Source organism: Pseudomonas sp. MOIL14HWK12:I2 (assembly GCF_000510745.1).
GTDB classification, from domain to species: Bacteria; Pseudomonadota; Gammaproteobacteria; order Pseudomonadales; family Pseudomonadaceae; genus Chryseomonas; species Chryseomonas oryzihabitans.
In genome coordinates this window covers 172,978-193,927 of sequence record NZ_AZOA01000013.1, presented here as the reverse complement: position 1 = coordinate 193,927, position 20,950 = coordinate 172,978, and the positions used below count along the sequence as shown (strand labels likewise).

Below are 20,950 nucleotides of genomic sequence, written 5' to 3'. Positions count from 1 at the left end.
CGCTGCGGCATCTTAGCAGCGCCCCTTGACTGTATTCCACAAGTGCCCTCAACGCCATGGCGATCCTAGACATCCTCGAATTCCCCGATCCCCGCCTGCGCACCGTCGCCAAGCCCATCGACACGGTGGACGACGCCCTGCGCCAGACCATCGACGACATGTTCGAGACCATGTACGAAGCGCCCGGCATCGGTCTGGCCGCCACCCAGGTCAACGTGCATCGCCGCCTGGTGGTGATCGACGTCAGCGAAGACAAGAGCGAGCCGCTGGTCTTCATCAATCCCGAGGCCGAGCCGCTCACCCAGGAACTGGGCGAGTATCAGGAAGGCTGCCTGTCGATTCCCGGCTTCTACGAAAAGGTCTGCCGCCCCGAGCGCGTCCGGGTCAAGGCCCTGGATCGCGACGGCAAGCCCTTCGAGCTGGAATGCGACGGCCTGCTGGCGGTGTGCATCCAGCACGAGATCGATCACCTCGACGGCAAGCTGTTCGTCGACTACCTGTCGCCGCTCAAGCGCGATCGCATCAAGAAAAAGCTCGAAAAGCAGCAGCGCCACAAGGCCTGATCGCCCTGGCGGACGGCGTCTTCGGCGTCCGCCGCTCGCCCTTTCCGCCAGGTCCGCCATGTCCAGATCCCTTCGCCTCGTCTTCGCCGGAACCCCGGAATTCGCCGCCGTGCACCTGCAGGCGCTGATCGATGCCGGTTATCCCATCGCCGCTGTCTATACCCAGCCGGATCGCCCCGCCGGGCGTGGCCAGAAACTGGCCATGAGTCCGGTCAAGCAGCTGGCGCTGAGCCACGGCATTCCCGTGCAGCAGCCGCCGACCCTGCGCGATCCCGCGGCCCAGGCCACCCTGGCGGCGCTGGAACCCGATCTGCTGGTGGTGGTGGCCTACGGCCTGATCCTGCCCCAGGCGGTGCTCGACATCCCGCGCCTGGGCTGCATCAACAGCCATGCCTCGCTGCTGCCGCGCTGGCGCGGCGCGGCGCCCATCCAGCGCGCCCTGGAGGCCGGCGATGCCGAATCCGGGGTCACCGTGATGCGCATGGAAGCCGGTCTGGATACCGGTCCCATGCTGAGCAAGGTGAGCACACCGCTGACCGCCGACGATACCGGCGGCAGCCTGCACGATCGCCTGGCCAGCCTGGGCGCCGCCGCCGTGGTCCAGGCGCTGCCGGGTCTGGCCGACGGCAGCCTGGCGGGCGAGGTGCAGGACGATGACCTGGCCACCTATGCGCACAAGCTCAACAAGGACGAGGCCCGGCTGGACTGGGGCCGTCCGGCGGTGGAACTGGAGCGCCGTATCCGCGCCTTCGATCCCTGGCCGCTGTGCCACACCGCCCTGGCCGGCGAACCCCTCAAGGTCTGGGCCGCGGAGCTGGCCGCAGGCCAGGGCGTTCCCGGCATGGTGCTGGATGCCGATCGCTCCGGCCTGCTGGTCGCCTGCGGCGAAGGCGCCCTGCGCCTGACCCGGCTGCAGCTGCCCGGGGGCAAGCCGCTGGGCTTCGCCGATCTCTACAACGCCCGTCGCGAGCGCTTCGCCCCCGGTCAGGTGCTGGGTCTATGAATCCGCGGCTGGCAGCTACCCGCGCCCTGGCGGCGGTCCTCGCTGGCCGCGCCTCCCTCGGCAGCAGCCTGCCCGAGCAACTGGCCAAGGTCGATCCGCGTGACCGCGCCCTGGCCCAGGATCTGGCCTTCGGCACCGCCCGCTGGCAGCCGCGCCTGTCGCTGCTGGCGGAAAAGCTCATGGATAAACCCTTCAAGGCCGGCGACCGCGATCTAGAAGCCCTGCTGCTGATCGGGCTCTACCAGCTGTTCCACACGCGCATCCCCGCCCACGCCGCCATCGGCGAGACGGTGGGCTGCGTCGACAAGCTGAAGAAATCCTCGGCCAAGGGCCTGCTCAACGCCGTGCTGCGCCGCGCCCAGCGTGAATACGACAGCCTGCTGCCGGCCCTGGAGCATGACCCGGCGGCGCGCCTGGCCCATCCGCGCTGGTTGCAGAAAGCCCTCAAGGCGCGCTGGCCCGAGCACTGGGAGGCCATCGCCACGGCCAACAACCTGCACCCGCCGCTGATCCTCAGGGTCAATCGCCGCCAGGGCAGTCGCGATGCCTATCTGGCCGAGCTGGCCGCCGCCGGTATCAACGCCGTGCCCTGCGCCTTCAGCGCCGACGGCATCCGCCTGCTGCAGCCCCAGGACGTCACCGCCCTACCGGGCTTCGCCGCGGGTCGTTTGAGCGTGCAGGACGAAGCCGCGCAGCTGGCGGCCGAATTGCTGGAACTGGCGCCCGGCCAGCGGGTGCTGGACGCCTGCGCCGCGCCCGGGGGCAAGACCTGCCATCTGCTGGAACGTGAGCCGGGGCTGGCCGAGGTGGTGGCGCTGGACGCCGATGCCGGCCGCCTGCAGCGGGTCGAGCAGAATCTGGCGCGTCTGGGCCTCACCGCGCGCACCCTGGCTGCCGATGGCCGTGCCGTGGCCGACTGGTGGGACGGCACGCCCTTCCAGCGCATCCTGCTGGACGCCCCCTGCAGCGCCACCGGGGTGATCCGCCGCCATCCGGACATCAAGCTGACCCGCCAGGCCAGCGACATAGCGCCCCTGGTGCAGCTGCAGGGCGAATTGCTGGACGCCCTCTGGCCGACGCTGGAGGTGGGCGGCATCCTGGTCTATGCCACCTGTTCGGTGCTACCGGAAGAAAACAGCAGCAACCTCGCCGCCTTTCTCGCCCGCACCCCCGGCGCCCGCGAACTGGACATCCCCGCTACCTGGGGCCTTGCCCAGCCCCATGGTCGCCAGCTCCTGCCGCAGCCCGACGGCCATGACGGCTTCTATTACTGCAAGCTGATCAAGATAGCCAAGTAGGAGACCTCGCCATGCTCGAATCCCTGGAAAAGATGCTCGCCCGCGGCCAGGACAACGCCCTGCTCAGATTCGGTCTGGGCAAGGGCTATCTGGATGCCGGAGAGCCGGCGCGGGCGATCGAGCACCTGGCGCGCTGCGTCGAATTCGATCCGACCTATTCGGCGGCCTGGAAGCTGCTAGGCAAGGCCCATGAGGGGAGTGCCGACCTGGCCAGCGCCGAGGCGGCCTGGACCCAGGGCCTGCAGGCGGCGCAGGCCAGGGGCGACAAGCAGGCGGAAAAGGAGATGACGGTGTTTCTCAAGCGCCTGGCGCGCCGCGCTCAGTCCTGATCGCGCAGGAATCTGAGGCCCGCGCCGTCACCGTCGGTGCGCATGACTTCCATGGTCACCTTGGGCGCTTCGATCGGCAGATCGAGCACCTGGCCGACCACGCGGGTGCCCTGCGGCAGCCGGGTCAGCTCGGGGTGCACCACATAGACGCCGCCATCGGACAGGTCGCGGGTCTCGCCGACGATCTCGCCATCCGGATAGGCGATCCATAGCCGGCACTTGAGCGGGGTACGGGTATGCTGGCGCTGATCGCGCGAATTCATCGCCTGACTCCCTGGCTTAGGCGCTCCCTTGAGGTCCTGGCAGCTTCCGGCAAAGCCCGGCGCCTGTCAGCCGCGCACCGACCGAACGGTGCTGGCGAAGCGCCGAGCGATAGGTCATAGGACCACCGCCTGCCCCTCAGCGCCCGGGCAGGACCCGGGCGCTAGACCTCAGTACCACTTCTCCTCGCCATCCGGGCGATTCTTGAACCTCTTCATGCTCCACATGTACTGGGTCGGATAGCGCCGCACGTAGCCGGCCAGCACCTCGCTCATGGCGGCCACCGAGACCTCCGGATCCGGGTCGTACATGGCCGGCGGCGCCGCTTCCAGGATCACCTTGTAGCCGCTGCCGTCCGCCAGGCGCACGGCATGGAAGAACACCCCACGGGCCTTGCCGCGCGCCAGCAGCGAGGGCACGAACTTGCTGGTCAGGGCGGTGGTGCCGAGGAAGGGCACGAAGAGGCCGGCGCTGCGACTCGGCTCGGGATCCGCCGGAATGCCCACGGCGCCGCCGCGCCGGACTTCCTTGATCACGCTGATGATGCCTTCCGGGGTGGAGGGCGCCACCCGATTGCCCAGCTGTACCCGCTGGCGCTTGAGCAGCTCGTCCACCGCCTTGAGCTTCGGCGGCCGGTAGAAGATGATCGGCTTGGCGTGGGAGCAGTAGAAGTGGTTGAGCAACTCCCAGTTGCCCAGGTGGCTGGTGATGCCCACCACGCCATCGCCGGAGGCCAGGGCTTCCTGCAGGACGTCCATCCCTTCCACCTCGCGCACCAGGCGCAAGGAACGCTTCGGCGACCAGATCCAGGCGCAGGCGCTTTCGGTCAGGGTCTTGCCGATGCCGCGCAGGCACTCGCGCGACAGTCGCTCCAGACCGGCGGCATCGAGTTCGGGAAAACAGTGGGCGAGGTTGATGCGGGTGACCTTGCTGGCGCGGGTCGGCAGCTTCCACATGCACCAGCCGATGAATCCACCCAGGCGCTGCACCAGCGGCCAGGGCAGCAGGGCGAAAAGGCGCAGGAAGGCGATCATCAGCGCGCCTTTGAATCTTTCCAAAAGAGGGGCTCCTGTCTGAATGCCCCGACAGTTTACCGTCTACAGACCCCGGAAACGTTAAGAAAGCGTAAGGTTCGCGCCAACTGGCAGCTATACATTCGACTTTTCCTGCAGCTCTGCCGACGCAGACGCCAATTCGCCATGGCGGTCGCAGTCGAGGGTATGGTCCATGACCAGGCCCATGGCCTGCATGAAGGCATAGCAGATGGTCGGCCCGACAAAGGTGAAACCGGCCCGCTTGAGCGCCTTGCTCATGGCCTCGGCTTCCGGGGTGATCGCCGGCACCTCGCTACGATCACGGAAACGATTGATGCGCGGAGTACCGCCGACAAAGGACCACAGCCAGCCGGCAGGGTCTTCGAGGCGCAACCAGGCCTGGGCATTCTGACGAGCGGCGCGCAGCTTGGCGCCATTGCGGATGATGCCCGGGTCCTGCATCAGCACCGCGATCTCGGCATCGCTCAGTTGCGCCAGGCGCCTGGGATCGAAGCCATGCAGCACCTGACGATAGCGCTCGCGCTTCTTCAGCACGGTGATCCACGACAGTCCGGCCTGGAAGCCCTCCAGCAGGAGGAATTCGAAGAGCACCGCCGGATCGCGCTGGGGCACGCCCCACTCGTGGTCGTGATACTCGATGTACAACGGATCGGCGGTGCACCAGAAGCAACGCGGCATGGCGAAGACTCGGTCGAGGAGGGAAGGCCTCACCTTAGCGCAATTGCCCGACAGCGGAGGCGAGTCATAACCGCCTCTGGAATGGGTAGCATGGCGAATGCTCTGAACGCACGTTTCTAACAGGCCGCAGGCGCTGCTACCGTAGGAGCAGCTACCTTTATCGCGGCCATGGGCCGCTCCTACAGGCCAACCCGTATCTGTAGGAGCGGCCCATGGCCGCGATAAAGCGCGCAGCCGGCCATCCCCGCCAAATACCGCCGGGCAGCCCTACGAGCCCATGCGGTCCCTCCCGGCTTTCGGCTATACTCCCCGGCTTTTCGTCGCAGCCGAACGGGTATTTTTCGTGAGCCAGTCCAAGCCCACCGTGCGCACCTTCCAAGACTTGATCCTGGCCTTGCAGCAATACTGGGCCGAGCAGGGCTGCGTGGTACTCCAGCCCTATGACATGGAAGTCGGCGCCGGTACCTTCCACACCGCCACCTTCCTGCGCGCCATCGGTCCCGAGACCTGGAACGCCGCCTATGTGCAGCCCAGCCGCCGCCCCACCGACGGCCGCTACGGCGAGAACCCCAATCGCCTGCAGCACTACTACCAGTTCCAGGTGGTCTTGAAGCCCAATCCGGACAACTTCCAGGAGCTCTACCTCGGCTCCCTGGCCGCCATCGGCCTGGATCCGCTGGTGCACGACGTGCGCTTCGTCGAGGACAACTGGGAATCGCCCACCCTGGGCGCCTGGGGTCTGGGCTGGGAAGTCTGGCTCAACGGCATGGAAGTCACCCAGTTCACCTACTTCCAGCAGGCCGGCGGTCTCGAGTGCTATCCGGTGACCGGCGAGATCACCTATGGCCTGGAGCGCCTGGCCATGTACCTGCAGGGCGTGGATTCGGTCTATGACCTGATCTGGGCCGACGGCCCCTTCGGCACCGTGACCTACGGCGACGTCTTCCACCAGAACGAGGTGGAGCAGAGCACCTACAACTTCGAGCACGCCAATGTGCCCAAGCTGTTCGAACTGTTCGACTTCTACGAGTCCGAGGCCAATCGCCTGATCGCCCTGGACCTGCCGCTGCCCACCTACGAGATGGTGCTCAAGGCCTCCCACACCTTCAACCTGCTGGACGCCCGCCGGGCCATCTCGGTGACCGAGCGCCAGCGCTACATCCTGCGCGTGCGCACCCTGGCGCGCAGCGTCGCCCAGGGCTACTTCAAGGCCCGGGCCCGGCTGGGCTTCCCGCTGGCCAGCCCCGCGCTGCGTGACGAGGTCCTGGGTCGCGACGATGTCCAGGCGCTGCTCAAGGAGGGCGAATGATGAGCACCACTCTGGATTTCCTGGTCGAACTGGGTACCGAAGAACTGCCACCCAAGGCGCTCAAGACCCTTGGCGACAGCTTTCTCGCCGGCATCGAGAAGGGCCTCAAGCAGGCCGGTCTCGGCTATGCCGGCGCCCGCGCCTATGCCGCGCCGCGCCGTCTGGCGGTGCTGGTCGAAGCCCTGCAGACCCAGCAGCCCGAGCGTAGCGTCAACCTGGACGGCCCGCCGCTCCAGGCCGCCTTTGGCGCCGATGGCCAGCCGACCCAGGCGGCCCTGGGCTTCGCCCGCAAGTGTGGCGTCGACATCAGCGCCATCGACCGCAGCGGTCCCAAGCTGAGATTCTCCCAGAGCATTCCCGGTCAACCGGCGGCCAGCCTGCTGCCCGGCATCGTCGAAGCCTCCCTGGCCGAGCTGCCGATTCCCAAGCGCATGCGCTGGGCCGCCCGCCGCGAGGAATTCGTGCGTCCCACCCAGTGGCTGGTGATGCTGCTGGGTGACGAGGTCATCGACTGCGAGATCCTGACCCGCCGGGCCGGCCGTGAGTCCCGTGGCCATCGCTTCCACCATCCCGACGCCGTGCGCATCAGCGCGCCGGCCCACTATGCAGCCGACCTGCGCGCCGCCCATGTGCTGGCCGACTTCGCCGAGCGCCGCCAGCTGATCGAATCCCGCGTGGCCGAACTGGCCGCGGCGGAGCAGGGCAGTGCCGTGGTGCCGCCCGCGCTGCTGGACGAGGTGACCGCCCTGGTGGAATGGCCGGTGCCGCTGGTCTGCGCCTTCGAGGAACGCTTCCTCGAGGTCCCCCAGGAAGCCCTGATCACCACCATGCAGGACAACCAGAAGTACTTCTGCCTGCTGGACGCCCAGGGCAAGCTCCTGCCGCGCTTCATCACCGTGGCCAATCTGGAGAGCAAGGATCCGGCGCAGATCGTCAGCGGCAACGAGAAGGTGGTCCGCCCCCGTCTCACCGATGCCGAATTCTTCTTCAAGCAGGACCAGAAGCAGCCGCTGGAAAGCTTCAACGAGCGCCTCAAGAACGTGGTCTTCCAGGCCCAGCTCGGCACCGTCTACGACAAGGCCCAGCGCGTCGCCGCCCTGGCCGCCTTTATCGCCGAACGCATCGGCGGTGATGCCGAGCGCGCCCACCGCGCCGGTGTGCTCGCCAAGTGCGACCTGGCCACCGAGATGGTCGGCGAATTCCCGGAGATGCAGGGCATCGCCGGCTACTACTACGCCAAGAAGGGCGGCGAGGCCGACGATGTGGCCCTGGCGCTCAACGAGCAGTACATGCCGCGCGGCGCCGGCGCCGAATTGCCGCAGACCCTGACCGGTGCCGCCGTGGCCCTGGCCGACAAGCTCGACACCCTGGTCGGCATCTTTGGCATCGGCATGCTGCCCACCGGCAGCAAGGACCCCTTCGCCCTGCGGCGCCAGGCCCTGGGGGTGCTGCGCATCCTTATCGAGAAGGGCCTGGAGCTGGATCTGCCGGCCGCCGTCGCCTTCGCCATCGCCGGTTACGGCGAGCGGGTCAAGGCCGCGGGGCTGCAGGAGCAGGTGCTGGACTTCGTCTTCGACCGGCTGCGTGCCCGCTACGAGGACGAAGGCGTCGACACCGCCGCCTACCTGGCCGTGCGGGCCCTGCGCCCGGCTTCGGCGCTGGACTTCGATCAGCGCGTCCAGGCCGTGCAGGCCTTCCGCCGCCTGCCCGAGGCCGAAGCCCTGGCCGCCGCCAACAAGCGCGTCTCCAACCTGCTCGGCAAGTTCGAGGGCACGGTCGCCACCCAGGCCGATGCCGCCCTGTTCGAGACCGACGCCGAGCGCACCCTGGCCGCGGCCATCGCCGATGCCGAGCGGGAAGCCGCGCCCCTGGCCGAAGCCCGCCGTTATCGCGAAGCCCTGGAGCGCCTGGCCAGCCTGCGCGCTCCGGTGGATGCCTTCTTCGACGAGGTGCTGGTCAACGCCGAGGACGAGCGCGTCCGCGCCAATCGCTATGCGCTGCTCGCCCACCTGCGTGGCCTGTTCCTGGGCATCGCCGACATCTCGGTGCTGGGCTAGGGCATGAAGCTGATCGTGCTGGACCGCGATGGCGTCATCAATGTCGATTCCGATGACTACGTGCGCAGCGCCGAGCAGTGGCAACCGCTGCCCGGCAGCCTCGCCGCCATCGCTCGCCTGAACCGGGCCGGTTGGCAGGTGGCCGTGGCCACCAACCAGTCCGGCCTGGCCCGCGGCTACTTCACGGAAGACGACCTGACGGCCATGCACGAGAAACTGCAGCGGCTGCTGGCGGAGGAGGGCGGTCGGGTCGACCTGATCCTGCACTGCCCCCATGGCCCGGAAGCGGGCTGCGACTGCCGCAAGCCGCTGCCCGGCCTGTTTCGCGCCATCGCCCACCACTATGGCCGTGCCGACCTGAGCGGCGTGCCGGTGGTGGGCGACAGCCTGCGCGATCTGGAAGCCGGCGTGGCCCTTGGCTGCACGCCCTGTCTGGTGCGGACCGGCAAGGGTGAACGCACCCTGGCCAAGCCTTTGCCAGCCGGCACCCGGGTCTTCGTCGACCTGGCCGCGGTGGCTGATCACCTGCTCGAGGAAGCGCCCTGATGCGGCTCTTGCGTACCCTGTTGTTCTATGTGCTGCTGGGAACCAGCGGCATCCTCTGGTCCTGCGTCAGCCTGCTGATCGCGCCCTTCCTCGCCTATCGCGCCCGCTATCGGCTGGTGGTCAAGGCCTGGACCGGTTTCGCCGTCTGGCTGGCCAAGGTCATCTGCGGCATCCGTTACGAGATCGAAGGCCTGGAAAACGTCCCGGCGCAGCCCTGCGTGATCGTGGCCAATCACCAGAGCACCTGGGAAACCTTTTTTCTGTCCGCCCAGTTCGAGCCCACCTCCCAGGTGATCAAGCGCGAATTGCTGCGGATTCCCTTCTTTGGCTGGGCCTTCTCGCTGCTCAAGCCGATCGCCATCGACCGCGACAATGGCAAGCTGGCCCTGCAGCAGCTGACGGAGCAGGGCGGTCGCTACCTGGCCCAGGGTTGCTGGGTGCTGATCTTTCCCCAGGGCACCCGCATCGATCATGGCCAGATGGGCAAGTTCTCTCGCGGTGGCGCCGCCCTGGCCTGCAGCCTGAACGTGCCCATCCTGCCCATCGCCCATGACGCCGGTGCCTACTGGCCCAATCGCTCCTGGATCAAGTCGCCGGGGACCATCAAGGTCAGCATCGGTCCGCTGCTCCATCCCCAGGGTCAGGATCCGCGCGCCATCGTCGATCTCAATGCCCGCTGCTTCGCCTTCATCGAACAGGCTCTGGCGACCAAACCCGACGCCAGTCCCGCCCGCGCTGCGTAGCCTGACCGCCAGGCCGCGAGGCCTGGCTGTTTCCACCCCTTTTCCGCCCTTTTCCCACAGACTTATCCACAGGCCAGATCAAGCCTTTGGTGTGGGCGGATTTTGGCCCGCTACCTCGGATGAGTCTTCATCCACAAGTACCGACAAGCTTATTCCCAGGCTTATCCACAGGATCATCCGTTATAGCCTGTGTCTCTATGCCGCATGGCACGGCCTCTTTACGCAAATTTTCTGTGGTGATCAAAAGCGGCTGAGGAAAACTATCCACAAAACCTCTGGCTATAAGATGAACGGCGTTCGCTCCCGGGGAACGAAACGCTGCGGCTCTCTAGGCAGAATGTTTTCCACAAAAAAGCCCCGCATGGCGGGGCTTGTGCATAACCGCGGGATCAGACGTCGAGGTTCGACACGGCCAGGGCATTGCTCTCGATGAAGTCGCGGCGCGGCTCCACCTGGTCGCCCATCAGCGTATTGAAGATCTGATCGGCAGCAATGGCGTCCTCGATGGTCACCTGCAGCATGCGGCGCACGTTCGGGTCCATGGTGGTTTCCCACAGCTGATCCGGATTCATCTCGCCCAGGCCCTTGTAGCGCTGGATGTTGAATCTCTTGCTGGTCTCCACCATCAGCCATTCCCAGGCTTCCTTGAAGGTGCTGACTGGGCGCCGGCGTTCGCCGCGCTTGGCGTAGGCGCCTTCTTCCAGCAGGTTGTCCAGCTGGGCGGCCAGCTCGGTCACCAGGCGGTAATCGTTGCTGCCGAAGAAATCCCGGTTGAAGGTGACGTAGCTGGACAGACCGTGGGCACGGGTCTCGACCTCCGGCAGCCACAGGCTGCGCTCGCGGTCTTCGCGCAGGCTGAGGGTGTAGGTGGTGCCATTGCGCTCGGCAGCCTTGAGGCGCGTCTCCAGGCCGGCCAGCCACTGGCGCATGGCCGCCTCGTCACCCAGCTGCTCCACGCCCACGCGGGGCAGGTACAGCAGGTGCTCGCTGACATCGGCCGGATAGAGGCGCGACAGGCGCTTGAAGGTCTTCATCACCTGGCGATAGCTGTTCACCAGCTTCTCGAGTTCCACGCCGGACAGGCCCGGGGCGTTCTCGTTGACGTGCAGGCTGGCTTCCTCGAGGGCGGTCTGGGTCAGGTATTCCTCCATCGCCTCGTCGTCCTTGATGTACTGCTCCTGCTTGCCACGCTTCACCTTGTACAGCGGCGGCTGAGCGATGTAGATGTAGCCCCGCTCGATCAACAGCGGCATCTGGCGGAAGAAGAAGGTCAGCAGCAGGGTACGGATGTGCGAACCGTCGACGTCAGCATCGGTCATGATGATGATGTTGTGGTAGCGCAGCTTGTCGATATTGAACTCTTCGCGACCGATACCGCAGCCCAGCGCGGTGATCAGGGTGCCCACCTCCTGGGAGGAGAGCATCTTGTCGAAGCGGGCCTTCTCGACGTTGAGGATCTTGCCCTTGAGCGGCAGGATCGCCTGGGTGCGCCGGTTGCGGCCCTGCTTGGCCGAACCACCGGCGGAGTCACCCTCCACGATGTAGAGTTCGGACAGCGCCGGGTCCTTTTCCTGGCAGTCCGCCAGCTTGCCGGGCAGACCGGCGATGTCCAGGGCGCCCTTGCGGCGGGTCATCTCCCGCGCCTTGCGCGCCGCTTCCCGGGCCCGGGCCGCGTCGATCATCTTGCCGACCACCGCCTTGGCCTCGTTGGGATTCTCCAGCAGGAAGTCGGAGAAGTACTTGCCCATCTCCTGCTCCACAGCGGTCTTCACCTCGGAGGAGACCAGCTTGTCCTTGGTCTGGGAGGAGAACTTGGGATCCGGCACCTTGACCGAGATGATGGCGGTCAGGCCTTCGCGGGCGTCGTCACCGGTGGTGGCCACCTTGAACTTCTTGGCCAGGCCCTCGGCCTCGATGTAGTTGTTCAGGTTGCGCGTCAGTGCCGAGCGGAAGCCCGCCAGGTGGGTACCGCCATCGCGCTGGGGAATGTTGTTGGTGAAGCAGAGGATGTTCTCGTTGAAGCTGTCGTTCCACTGCAGGGCCACTTCCACGCCGACGCCATCGTCGTCGCGCTGCACCTGGAAATGGAACACCTCGTTCACCGCGGTCTTGTTGGTGTTGAGGTAGTCGACGAAGGCACGCAGGCCGCCTTCGTACTTGAACAGCTCTTCCTTGCCGCTGCGCTCGTCGCGCAGGACGATGCCGACACCGGAGTTGAGGAAGGACAGCTCGCGAATCCGCTTGGCCAGGATGTCCCAGCTGAACTGGATGTTGCTGAAGGTCTCGGCGGACGGCTTGAAGTGCACCTGGGTACCGGTGGTGTCGGTCTCGCCGATCACCGCCAGCGGCGCCTGGGGCACGCCATGCACATAGACCTGCTCCCACACCTGGCCGGCGCGGCGAATGGTCAGCCGCAGCTCCTCGGACAGGGCGTTCACCACCGAGACGCCCACGCCGTGCAGGCCGCCGGACACCTTGTAGGTGTTGTCGTCGAACTTACCGCCGGCGTGCAGCACGGTCATGATGACCTCGGCCGCGGAAACGCCTTCTTCCTTGTGGATATCCACCGGGATGCCGCGACCGTTGTCGCGCACGGTGATGGATTCGTCCATGTGGATGGTGATGCTGATCTCGCTGCAGAAGCCGGCCAGGGCCTCGTCGATGGAGTTGTCCACCACCTCGAAGACCATGTGGTGCAGGCCGGTGCCGTCATCGGTGTCGCCGATGTACATGCCGGGGCGCTTGCGCACGGCATCCAGTCCCTTCAGCACCTTGATGCTGGAAGAGTCGTAGGTATTGGTCTCGCTCATGCTTGGCTCCCGCTAGTGTGGGTCTGCTTGATATGGCCGTGTTCCACGTGGAACACGCTGACCTCTGTCTCCGGCCGCCAGGCGGCCTGTAGCGTCTCGCGCTCGACACAGGTGATGAAGACTTGGCACTCCAGTGCCTCCAGCAGCCGGCACAAGGCCAGCCGGTGTCCCTCGTCCAGTTCCGAGGGCAGGTCGTCGATGAGATAGACGCACTGGCCCCGCTTGACCTGGTTGACCAGCCGCCCCTGGGCGATGCGCAATGCGCACACCACCAGCTTCTGCTGGCCGCGCGACAGGATGTCCGCCGCGTTGTGATTGCCGATGCGGATCCGCAGGTCGGCGCGCTGGGGGCCGGCCTGGGTATGCCCCAGCTGCAGATCCCGCGGCAAGCTGTCCGCCAGCACCTCGCGCAGATCGCGCTCGCGGTCCCAGCCGCGGTAGTAACTCAGGGTCAGGCCGTCGAGCTGGATCAGCTCGGCCAGCACCGCGGTGAATTCCGGTTTCAGGCGCTGGATATAGGCCTGGCGAAAGCCATCGATCTCGGCACTGGCCAGGGCCAGTTCCTGATCCCAGGCGGCCTGCGCCGCAGGGTCGATTTTACCACGTCTGAGCCAGTGATTTCGCTGCCTGAGCGCCTTTTGCAGGCGTTGCCATAGGGGCAGAAAACGCTGTTCCTCGTGGAACACGCCCCAGTCGAGAAACTGCCGTCTGATCTTGGGACTGCCTTCGAGCAGCCGGAAGCCGTCGGGGTTGATCAGCTGCAGCGGCAGCACCTCGGCCAGCTGCGCTGCGCTGCGGGCATTCTCGCCATTGATGCGGATCTGGTAGTCGCCGCCGCGCTCGCGCTGGATGCCCAGGTTGCAGTCCTGGCCCCCCGGCAGCCGCACCTGGCCGAACACCGTGCAGCTGGCCTGCTCGTGCTGGATGACCGGCGCCAGCTTGGTGCTGCGAAAGGAGCGGGCCAGGCCCAGCAGGTGGATGGCTTCCAGCAGGCTGGTCTTGCCGCTGCCGTTGGCGCCGTGCAGCAGGTTGACCCGGGGCGAAGGCTGAAGCGCGACCGCCTGCAGATTGCGCAGGCGGTCGGCGTTGAAGCGGATCAGCGTCATCGAGCGGCGATCAGAGGCGCATCGGCATCACGACATAGGAAGAATCGTCGTTGCCCGCCTCCTGCAGCAGCGCACTGCTGCTGGAATCGGACAGGGTGATGCGCACCTGGTCGGTGGTCATCACGCCGAGCACGTCGAGCAGGTAGCTGACGTTGAAGCCGATCTCCAGGCTGCCACCGTCGTAGTCGACCTGCAGTTCTTCCTCGGCCTCTTCCTGCTCCGGGTTGTTGGCCTGGATCTTCATGAAGCCGTTTTCCAGCTGCAGGCGGATACCGCGGTACTTCTCGTTGGAGAGAATGGCGGTGCGGCTGAACGCCTCGCGCAGGTGCTGACGTTCGCCCAGCACCAGCTTGTCGCCATGCCGCGGCAGGACGCGCTCGTAGTCGGGGAACTTGCCGTCCACCAGCTTGGAGGTAAAGGTGAAGTCCCCGGTGGTGGCGCGGATATGGTGCTGGCCCAGCACCACGTTGACCGGCTCTTCCGGCTCGGTGAGCAGGCGCGACAGTTCCAGGATGCCCTTGCGCGGCACGATGACCTGGTGCTTCTCGGCCTGGTCGACGTCGGCTTCCAGCATGCACATGGCCAGGCGGTGACCATCGGTGGCCACGGCGCGCAGGCGCCCGGTGCTGGCCTCGAGCAGCATGCCGTTGAGGTAGTAGCGCACGTCCTGCTGGGCCATGGCGAAGCCGGTGCGCTCGATCAGGCGGCGCAGGCGCCCCTGGGGAATGCTGAACTTCAGCGAACCCGGACCTTCCTCCACGGTGGGGAAGTCGTTGGCCGGCAGGGTGGACAGGGTGAAACGGCTGCGTCCGGCACGGATCAGCAGCTTCTGCTCCTCGGTGCGGATGTCGATCAGCGCATCGGGCTGCAGGCTCTTGCAGATATCCATCAGCTTGCGCGCTGGCACGGTGATTTCGCCGGCTTCGGCGGCTTCTTCCAGATCGACCCGGCCAACCAGCTCGACTTCCAGGTCGGTACCGGTCAGCGACAGCCGCTGGCCTTCCACGACCAGGAGTACGTTGGACAGCACCGGCAGCGTTTGCCGACGTTCCACGACACCGGCCACCAGCTGCAGCGGTTTCAACAGGGCTTCGCGTTGAATGGTGAAATGCATGGTCAGGTCCTTGCCAGGGCCGCGTCCGTCAGGTCGTCAGGGTACGCAGCAGGTTCTTGTAATCCTCGCGGATATCCGCGTCGGATTCCCGAAGTTCGGCGATCTTGCGACAGGCGTGCAACACCGTCGTGTGATCGCGTCCGCCAAAGGCGTCGCCGATTTCCGGCAGGCTGTGGTTGGTCAGCTCCTTGGACAGCGCCATGGCGACCTGCCGCGGCCGGGCCACCGAACGCGAGCGGCGTTTGGACAGCAGATCGGCGATCTTGATCTTGTAGTACTCGGCCGCAGTGCGCTGGATGTTGTCGATGCTGACCAGCTTGTCCTGCAGTGCCAGGAGATCCTTGAGCGATTCGCGGATCAGCTCGATGGTGATGTCGCGGCCCATGAAGTGGGCATGGGCGATTACCCGCTTGAGCGCGCCTTCCAGTTCCCGCACGTTGGAGCGGATGCGCTGGGCGATAAAGAAGGCGGCGTCGTGGGGCAGGTCGACCTTGGCCTGGTCGGCCTTCTTCATCAGGATCGCCACCCGCGTTTCCAGCTCCGGGGGCTCCACCGCCACGGTGAGACCCCAGCCGAAGCGCGACTTGAGCCGCTCTTCCAGGCCGTCGATCTCCTTGGGATAGCGGTCGCTGGTGAGGATCACCTGTTGTCCACCCTCGAGCAGGGCATTGAAGGTGTGGAAAAACTCTTCCTGCGAACGCTCCTTGCGGGCGAAGAACTGGATGTCGTCGATCAGCAGCGCGTCCACCGAGCGGTAGAAGCGCTTGAATTCGTTGATGGCGTTGAGCTGCAGCGCCTTGACCATGTCGGCGACGAAGCGCTCCGAGTGCAGATAGACGATCTTGGCGTTCGGATTGCGCTTGAGCAGGTGGTTGCCCACCGCGTGCATCAGGTGGGTCTTACCCAGACCCACGCCCCCATAAAGGAAGAGCGGGTTGTACCCGTGCTTGGGATTGTCCGCCACCTGCCAGGCCGCGGCGCGGGCCAGCTGGTTGGACTTGCCCTCGACGAAGTTCTCGAAGGTGAAGGTACGGTTCAGGTAGCTGGTGTGCTTGAGCGCGCCCTCTACCTGCACGGTGCGTTCGGTCTTGACCGCCGGCTCGTCGGCCTCGGCCAGTTCCGCGGTCACGTCTTCCAGGGCGACGCCCGCGGTGACGATGTCCGACTGGATCGGCTGCGGAGCCTGCACGGGAGGAGGCAGCGGGGTGCTCTGGCTGCTTGGCGTCTGCGCCGGACGCGGCTTGTTGCTGCGCTTGCTGCCGATCAACAGGGACAGCACCGGGGCGATGCCGTCGTCGGCATGTTCCTCGAGCAATTCGAGGATGCGGCTCAGGTACTTCTCGTTGACCCAGTCGAGCACGAAGCGATTGGGCGCGAACACCCGCAGCTCATCCCCTTCCGCTTCCACCTGCAGTGGCCGGATCCAGGTATTGAATTGTTGCGAAGGCAGCTCGTCGCGCAGCACATCCACGCAACGTTGCCAGAGTTCGACCGACACAGCGTCTCCCAAGAACTGGAGCGGCCCGGACGGGCCATGAGCAAACGCCCATTGTATCCCTCCCCACCCGGGTTATCCACATGACCGCGCAGTTTCCCAACAGATAGCCGTCACGAAGGCAACGGGCGGACGCACGACCGTCAGCTCTGTGGATAACGCCGTCTGACCTCTCTGGACATCCCAGGGCTTTGCGCTGTGGATAATCCAGCTGTGCGTAACAGCCTTGCTTATCCACAGCCTCTCAGCAGGCAGAGCACCCGAACTGCACCTGTTGAAAACAGACTTTCCGTCCCCGCTCCGGTCAGTGCCCGTCTGGCCTGGCACGATCTATCCACAGAAATCCGCTGCACCATACATATTCACTTCAACAGTCTTTTAAAACCTTCTGACCTGTTGATTTTATTTGCCTGGTCTCCTGTCAGCCGGTGCTGGTTGGAAATTGACCTGTACCGAGGCTTTCTCTAGAATCGCCGGTCTCTTTGCGCGGGGCACTCATGCCTTGCCGCTTTCACCTAGGTAAAAGTCCATGAAACGCACCTTCCAACCCAGCACCCTGAAGCGCGCCCGTGTCCACGGTTTCCGTGCTCGTATGGCAACCAAGAACGGCCGTCAGGTTCTGTCCCGTCGCCGTGCCAAAGGCCGCAAGCGTCTGGCGATCTGATTGCCCGGTCAGGTGGTGAGTCAGGGTTTCGGTCGGGACAGGCGCTTACTGAGCTCCCAACAGTTCCAAGCGGTCTTTGACTCTCCCACCCACAAGGCATCCGGCAAGCACCTGCTGCTGCTCGCCCATGCCAATGGGCTCGACCATTCCCGCCTCGGGCTGGTCATCGGCAAGAAGAGCGTCAAGCTTTCTGTCGAGCGCAATCGCATCAAGCGGGTCATCCGGGATTCCTTCCGTCTGAATCAGGACCGCCTGGGCAGCTTCGATCTGGTCTTCGTCGCCCGCAAGGGACTTGGCGAAGTCGACAATCCCGAATTGCACGATCAGCTGCTGCAACTGTGGAAACGTCTCAATCGCCAGGCGAGCAAGACCGTTGCCCACCCAATCGACAGTCCCGACGGTGCTCATGCGTAAACCGGCCCTGCTGCTGATTCGCTTCTACCGTTACGCCATCAGCCCCATGATGGCCAGTCACTGTCGTTTCTATCCGACCTGTTCCGGTTACGCCCTCGAAGCCATCGAGCGCCACGGGCTGCTGCGTGGTGGCTGGCTGACCACACGGCGACTGTGCCGGTGCCATCCCTGGCACTCAGGCGGATATGATCCCGTTCCTCCCGCAAAGAACCCAGCCCCGACCTCTTCGATGGCCGAGTAAACATGGATATCAAGCGCCCGCTACTCATTGCCGCCTTGGCGATCGTGTCCTACACCCTGGTTTTCCAGTGGAACAAGGATTACGGCCAGGCCGATCTGCCCACGGCCAAGACGCAGACCAGCGTCCTGCCGGGCGATACCCCCAACGTGCCCACCGACGTACCGGCCGATGCCAAGGCCGCGGCGCCAGTGGACAACTCGGCCGCCCAACCGAGCACCGCGCTCATCAAGGTGCGTACCGACGTCCTGGATCTGGCCATCGATCCGCGCGGTGGTGACATCGTCCAGCTCGGACTGGTGCAGTACCCCCGTCGCCAGGACCACCCCGACGTTCCCTTCATGCTGTTCGACAACGGCAACGAGCGTCTCTACCTGGCCCAGAGCGGCCTGACCGGTGCCAACGGACCCGACGCCAACAGCGCCGGTCGTCCGCTGTACACCTCGGCGCAGTCCAGCTACGTGCTCGCCGATGGCCAGCCGCAACTGGTGGTGGATCTCAAGTACCAGGCCAATGGCGTGGACTACACCAAGAGATTCACCTTCCACCGGGGCCTGAAGGTCGATTGTTCGGACGCCGAGAAGGCGCAGAAGAAGATCACCTGCATCAATCCGGACGCCTACCAGATCCAGGTCAGCTACCTGATCGACAACCACAGCGCCAACGCCTGGAACGGCGTGCTCTACGCCCAGCTCAAGCGTGACAAGAGCGGCGATCCCTCGGCCACCACCGCCACCGGCGTGTCCACCTACCTGGGCGCCGCGGTCGGCACCCCGGCCGAGCCCTATCGCAAGGTGTCCATGAGCGACATGGACAAGAACCGCTTGCAGGAATCCGTGCAGGGCGGCTGGGTGGGTTGGCTGCAGCACTACTTCGTCACCGCCTGGGTGCCGAACAAGGATGAGCAGCACCAGATCACCACCCGCAAGGACGCCCAGGGCAACTACATCGTCGGCTTCACCGGTCCGCAGTTCAGCGTGCCGGCGGGTGGCAAGGGCGAGACCTCGCTGACCCTCTATGCCGGTCCGAAGATCCAGGAGCACCTCAAGACCCTGTCCCACGGCCTGGAACTGACCGTCGACTACGGCTTCCTGTGGTTCATCGCCCAGCCGATCTTCTGGCTGCTGCAGCATATCCACAGCATCCTGGGTAACTGGGGCTGGTCGATCATCGTCCTGACCATCATCATCAAGATGCTGTTCTTCCCGCTGTCCGCCGCCAGCTACCGTTCCATGGCGCGCATGCGTGCCGTCGGCCCGCGACTGCAGGCGCTGAAGGAACAGTATGGCGACGATCGCCAGAAGATGTCCCAGGCGATGATGGAGCTGTACCGCAAGGAGAAGATCAATCCCCTGGGTGGCTGCCTGCCCATCGTGGTGCAGATGCCGGTGTTCCTGGCGCTGTACTGGGTGCTGCTGGAAAGCGTCGAGATGCGCCAGTCGCCCTGGATGTTCTGGATCACCGACCTGTCGGCCAAGGATCCCTTCTTCATCCTGCCGATCATCATGGGCGGTACCATGCTGGTGCAGCAAATGCTGAACCCCGCACCGCCGGATCCCATGCAGGCCAAGGTCATGAAGATGATGCCGATCATCTTCACCTTCTTCTTCCTGTGGTTCCCGGCCGGTCTGGTGCTGTACTGGATCGTCAACAACTGCCTGTCGATCCTGCAGCAGTGGTACATTACCCGGAAGATCGAGGCGGCCAGCAAGAAGGCCTGACCCCGCTCATTCTGTCCACACGACGCCCCTTGATTGGGGCGTCGTGCTTTCTGGAGGATCGTCATGTCCCTGCCTTCCGACAGCATCGCCGCCATCGCCACCGCCACCGGACGCGGCGGCGTCGGCATCGTCCGCGTCTCCGGGCCCCTGGCCGCCCCGCTGGCACGGGCGATCTGCGGCCGCGAGCTGCCGCCTCGGCATGCCCACTACGGCAACTTCCTCGCCGCCGATGGCAGCGTGCTGGACGCCGGCATCGCGCTGTTCTTTCCCGGTCCCAACTCCTTCACCGGCGAAGACGTGCTGGAACTCCAGGGCCATGGCGGCCCGGTGATCCTCGATCTGCTGCTGCGCCGCACCCTGGAAGAAGGCGCGCGCCTGGCCCGCCCGGGTGAATTCAGCGAACGCGCCTTTCTCAACGACAAGCTCGACCTGGCCCAGGCCGAAGCCATCGCCGACCTCATCGAGGCGAGCACCGAACAGGCGGCGCGCAATGCCCTGCGTTCGCTGCAGGGCGAATTCTCACGCCGGGTGGAGAGCCTGGTCGAACAGCTGATCCGCCTGCGCATCTATGTCGAGGCGGCCATCGACTTTCCCGAGGAAGAGATCGACTTCCTCGCCGATGGTCGGGTCCAGGGCCTGCTGGAGGGCGTCCAGGCCGAACTGCACCAGGTCCAGCGCGAAGCCAACCGCGGCGCCCTGCTGCGCGACGGCATGACCGTGGTAATCGCCGGCCGCCCCAATGCCGGCAAGTCCAGCCTGCTCAACGCCCTGGCCGGGCGTGAGGCCGCCATCGTCACCGACATCGCCGGCACCACCCGGGATGTCCTGCGCGAACATATCCACATTGATGGCATGCCGCTGCATGTGGTCGATACCGCCGGCTTGCGCGACACCAGCGACCGGGTCGAGCAGATCGGGGTCCAGCGCGCCCTGGATGCCATTGCCGGCGCCGACCGGGTGCTGCTGGTGGTGGACGCCAGCGCTCCGGAAGCCCGGGATCCCCAGGCGCTCTGGCCGGAACTGCTGAGCACCCGGCCGCCGCTGGACAAGCTGACGGTGATCCGCAACAAGGCCGACCTCACCGGTGAGCCCACCGGGCTGCTGGCGACCGAGCCGGTCGAGATCAGTCTCAGCGCCACCGATGGCGCCGGTATCGAAGCCCTGCGCGAGCATCTCAAGGCCTGCATGGGCTTCGAACAGACCACCGAAGGCGGCTTCAGCGCCCGCCGCCGCCATCTGGATGCCCTGCAGCGGGCCGCCAGCGCCCTGGACCACGGCTATCGCCAACTCACCCTGGCCGGCTCCGGCGAGCTGCTGGCCGAAGACCTGCGCCAGGCCCAGCAGGTGCTTGGCGAGATCACCGGCGCCTTCAGCTCCGACGACCTGCTTGGCCGCATCTTCTCCAGCTTCTGCATCGGCAAATAGCCTCCCGCCCGCCGTTCCCGGCCTGTGCAACGCAGGCCTTGGCTGCCCTCATCTCCCCTTTCCAGAGCCCTGTTGATAACCCTGCCTGAGGTCTGCCCATAAATCGGTGCACGAACTGTCC

The 20,950-nt window shown here is 65.6% G+C and carries 20 protein-coding genes; 13 read left to right on the top strand and 7 right to left on the bottom strand.

Translation table 11 applies throughout. The annotated features are described in order from the left end of the window. Window positions 1–56: 56 nt before the first annotated feature. From def to PSK12I2_RS0112920, 4 genes are read left to right on the top strand one after another with little or no spacing between them, the layout of a single operon-like run. The gene (def, locus tag PSK12I2_RS0112935; RefSeq protein ID WP_007160149.1) at window positions 57–563 is read left to right on the top strand and encodes a peptide deformylase; all 507 of its coding nucleotides are present in this window, start codon (window positions 57–59) and stop codon (window positions 561–563) included. 58 nt (window positions 564–621) lie between these two features. Next, window positions 622–1,566: a methionyl-tRNA formyltransferase gene (gene fmt, locus PSK12I2_RS0112930; RefSeq protein ID WP_027598733.1), complete on the top strand. Its 945-nt coding sequence runs from the start codon at window positions 622–624 to the stop codon at window positions 1,564–1,566. After that, window positions 1,563–2,864 (top strand): 16S rRNA (cytosine(967)-C(5))-methyltransferase RsmB, encoded by a 1,302-nt coding sequence (gene rsmB / locus PSK12I2_RS0112925; RefSeq protein WP_027598732.1) that lies wholly within the window; start codon window positions 1,563–1,565, stop codon window positions 2,862–2,864. Before fmt ends, rsmB begins: the two co-directional genes overlap by 4 nt. Window positions 2,865–2,875: 11 nt before the next feature. After that, window positions 2,876–3,193: a tetratricopeptide repeat protein gene (locus PSK12I2_RS0112920; protein ID WP_027598731.1), complete on the top strand. Its 318-nt coding sequence runs from the start codon at window positions 2,876–2,878 to the stop codon at window positions 3,191–3,193. Here the strand turns inward: PSK12I2_RS0112920 and PSK12I2_RS0112915 are convergent. The 3 genes from PSK12I2_RS0112915 to PSK12I2_RS0112905 all read right to left on the bottom strand — a co-directional run bounded on the left by PSK12I2_RS0112915 (window position 3,184) and on the right by PSK12I2_RS0112905 (window position 5,187). Further along, window positions 3,184–3,456 carry a PilZ domain-containing protein gene (locus tag PSK12I2_RS0112915; protein WP_007160145.1) on the bottom strand — a complete coding sequence of 91 codons (273 nt, stop codon included), beginning with the start codon at window positions 3,454–3,456 and terminating at the stop codon, window positions 3,184–3,186. The genes PSK12I2_RS0112920 and PSK12I2_RS0112915 overlap by 10 nt on opposite strands. Before the next feature lie 168 nt (window positions 3,457–3,624). Continuing rightward, window positions 3,625–4,512: a lysophospholipid acyltransferase gene (locus PSK12I2_RS0112910; RefSeq protein WP_027598730.1), complete on the bottom strand. Its 888-nt coding sequence runs from the start codon at window positions 4,510–4,512 to the stop codon at window positions 3,625–3,627. A 90-nt stretch (window positions 4,513–4,602) separates the two neighbouring features. Beyond that, window positions 4,603–5,187 (bottom strand): DNA-3-methyladenine glycosylase I, encoded by a 585-nt coding sequence (locus PSK12I2_RS0112905; RefSeq protein ID WP_027598729.1) that lies wholly within the window; start codon window positions 5,185–5,187, stop codon window positions 4,603–4,605. A 343-nt stretch (window positions 5,188–5,530) separates the two neighbouring features. Here PSK12I2_RS0112905 and glyQ point away from each other — a divergent pair, with 343 nt between their 5' ends. Genes glyQ through PSK12I2_RS0112885 form a run of 4 tightly spaced genes read left to right on the top strand, consistent with a single transcriptional unit; the run spans window position 5,531 to window position 9,842 of the window. Then, window positions 5,531–6,496 carry a glycine--tRNA ligase subunit alpha gene (gene glyQ / locus PSK12I2_RS0112900; protein WP_027598728.1) on the top strand — a complete coding sequence of 322 codons (966 nt, stop codon included), beginning with the start codon at window positions 5,531–5,533 and terminating at the stop codon, window positions 6,494–6,496. Then, window positions 6,496–8,553: a glycine--tRNA ligase subunit beta gene (gene glyS / locus PSK12I2_RS0112895; protein ID WP_027598727.1), complete on the top strand. Its 2,058-nt coding sequence runs from the start codon at window positions 6,496–6,498 to the stop codon at window positions 8,551–8,553. The genes glyQ and glyS overlap by 1 nt, the downstream gene beginning before the upstream one ends. Before the next feature lie 3 nt (window positions 8,554–8,556). Beyond that, a complete protein-coding gene (gmhB, locus tag PSK12I2_RS0112890; protein WP_027598726.1) occupies window positions 8,557–9,099 on the top strand; it encodes a D-glycero-beta-D-manno-heptose 1,7-bisphosphate 7-phosphatase in 543 nt (180 codons plus the stop codon). Further along, a complete protein-coding gene (locus tag PSK12I2_RS0112885; RefSeq protein ID WP_027598725.1) occupies window positions 9,099–9,842 on the top strand; it encodes a 1-acyl-sn-glycerol-3-phosphate acyltransferase in 744 nt (247 codons plus the stop codon). The genes gmhB and PSK12I2_RS0112885 overlap by 1 nt, the downstream gene beginning before the upstream one ends. Window positions 9,843–10,231: 389 nt before the next feature. Here the strand turns inward: PSK12I2_RS0112885 and gyrB are convergent, their stop codons facing one another. Genes gyrB through dnaA form a run of 4 tightly spaced genes read right to left on the bottom strand, consistent with a single transcriptional unit; the run spans window position 10,232 to window position 16,370 of the window. After that, window positions 10,232–12,652 carry a DNA topoisomerase (ATP-hydrolyzing) subunit B gene (gene gyrB / locus PSK12I2_RS0112880; RefSeq protein ID WP_027598724.1) on the bottom strand — a complete coding sequence of 807 codons (2,421 nt, stop codon included), beginning with the start codon at window positions 12,650–12,652 and terminating at the stop codon, window positions 10,232–10,234. Next, entirely contained in the window at window positions 12,649–13,758 is a 1,110-nt protein-coding gene (recF, locus tag PSK12I2_RS0112875; RefSeq protein WP_007160137.1) for a DNA replication/repair protein RecF, read from the bottom strand. The genes gyrB and recF overlap by 4 nt, the downstream gene beginning before the upstream one ends. A gap of 10 nt (window positions 13,759–13,768) precedes the next feature. Next, window positions 13,769–14,872, bottom strand: a complete 1,104-nt coding sequence (dnaN, locus tag PSK12I2_RS0112870) for a DNA polymerase III subunit beta (protein WP_007160136.1) — start codon at window positions 14,870–14,872, stop codon at window positions 13,769–13,771. Window positions 14,873–14,900: 28 nt separating this feature from the next. Then, entirely contained in the window at window positions 14,901–16,370 is a 1,470-nt protein-coding gene (gene dnaA / locus PSK12I2_RS0112865; RefSeq protein WP_007160135.1) for a chromosomal replication initiator protein DnaA, read from the bottom strand. 526 nt (window positions 16,371–16,896) lie between these two features. Between dnaA and rpmH the strand changes: the two genes are divergently transcribed. From rpmH to mnmE, 5 genes are all read left to right on the top strand, one after another. Beyond that, a complete protein-coding gene (rpmH, locus tag PSK12I2_RS0112860) occupies window positions 16,897–17,031 on the top strand; it encodes a 50S ribosomal protein L34 (protein ID WP_007160134.1) in 135 nt (44 codons plus the stop codon). Window positions 17,032–17,043: 12 nt separating this feature from the next. After that, window positions 17,044–17,445, top strand: coding sequence for a ribonuclease P protein component (rnpA, locus tag PSK12I2_RS0112855; protein ID WP_007160133.1), 402 nt, complete (start codon window positions 17,044–17,046; stop codon window positions 17,443–17,445). Further along, window positions 17,438–17,686 (top strand): membrane protein insertion efficiency factor YidD, encoded by a 249-nt coding sequence (yidD, locus tag PSK12I2_RS24605; protein ID WP_007160132.1) that lies wholly within the window; start codon window positions 17,438–17,440, stop codon window positions 17,684–17,686. The genes rnpA and yidD overlap by 8 nt, the downstream gene beginning before the upstream one ends. 2 nt (window positions 17,687–17,688) lie before the next feature. Continuing rightward, a complete protein-coding gene (yidC, locus tag PSK12I2_RS0112850; protein ID WP_027598723.1) occupies window positions 17,689–19,404 on the top strand; it encodes a membrane protein insertase YidC in 1,716 nt (571 codons plus the stop codon). A gap of 63 nt (window positions 19,405–19,467) precedes the next feature. After that, complete coding sequence (gene mnmE, locus PSK12I2_RS0112845; RefSeq protein WP_027598722.1) at window positions 19,468–20,829, top strand: tRNA uridine-5-carboxymethylaminomethyl(34) synthesis GTPase MnmE; 1,362 nt, start codon at window positions 19,468–19,470, stop codon at window positions 20,827–20,829. Window positions 20,830–20,950 lie beyond the last annotated feature (121 nt).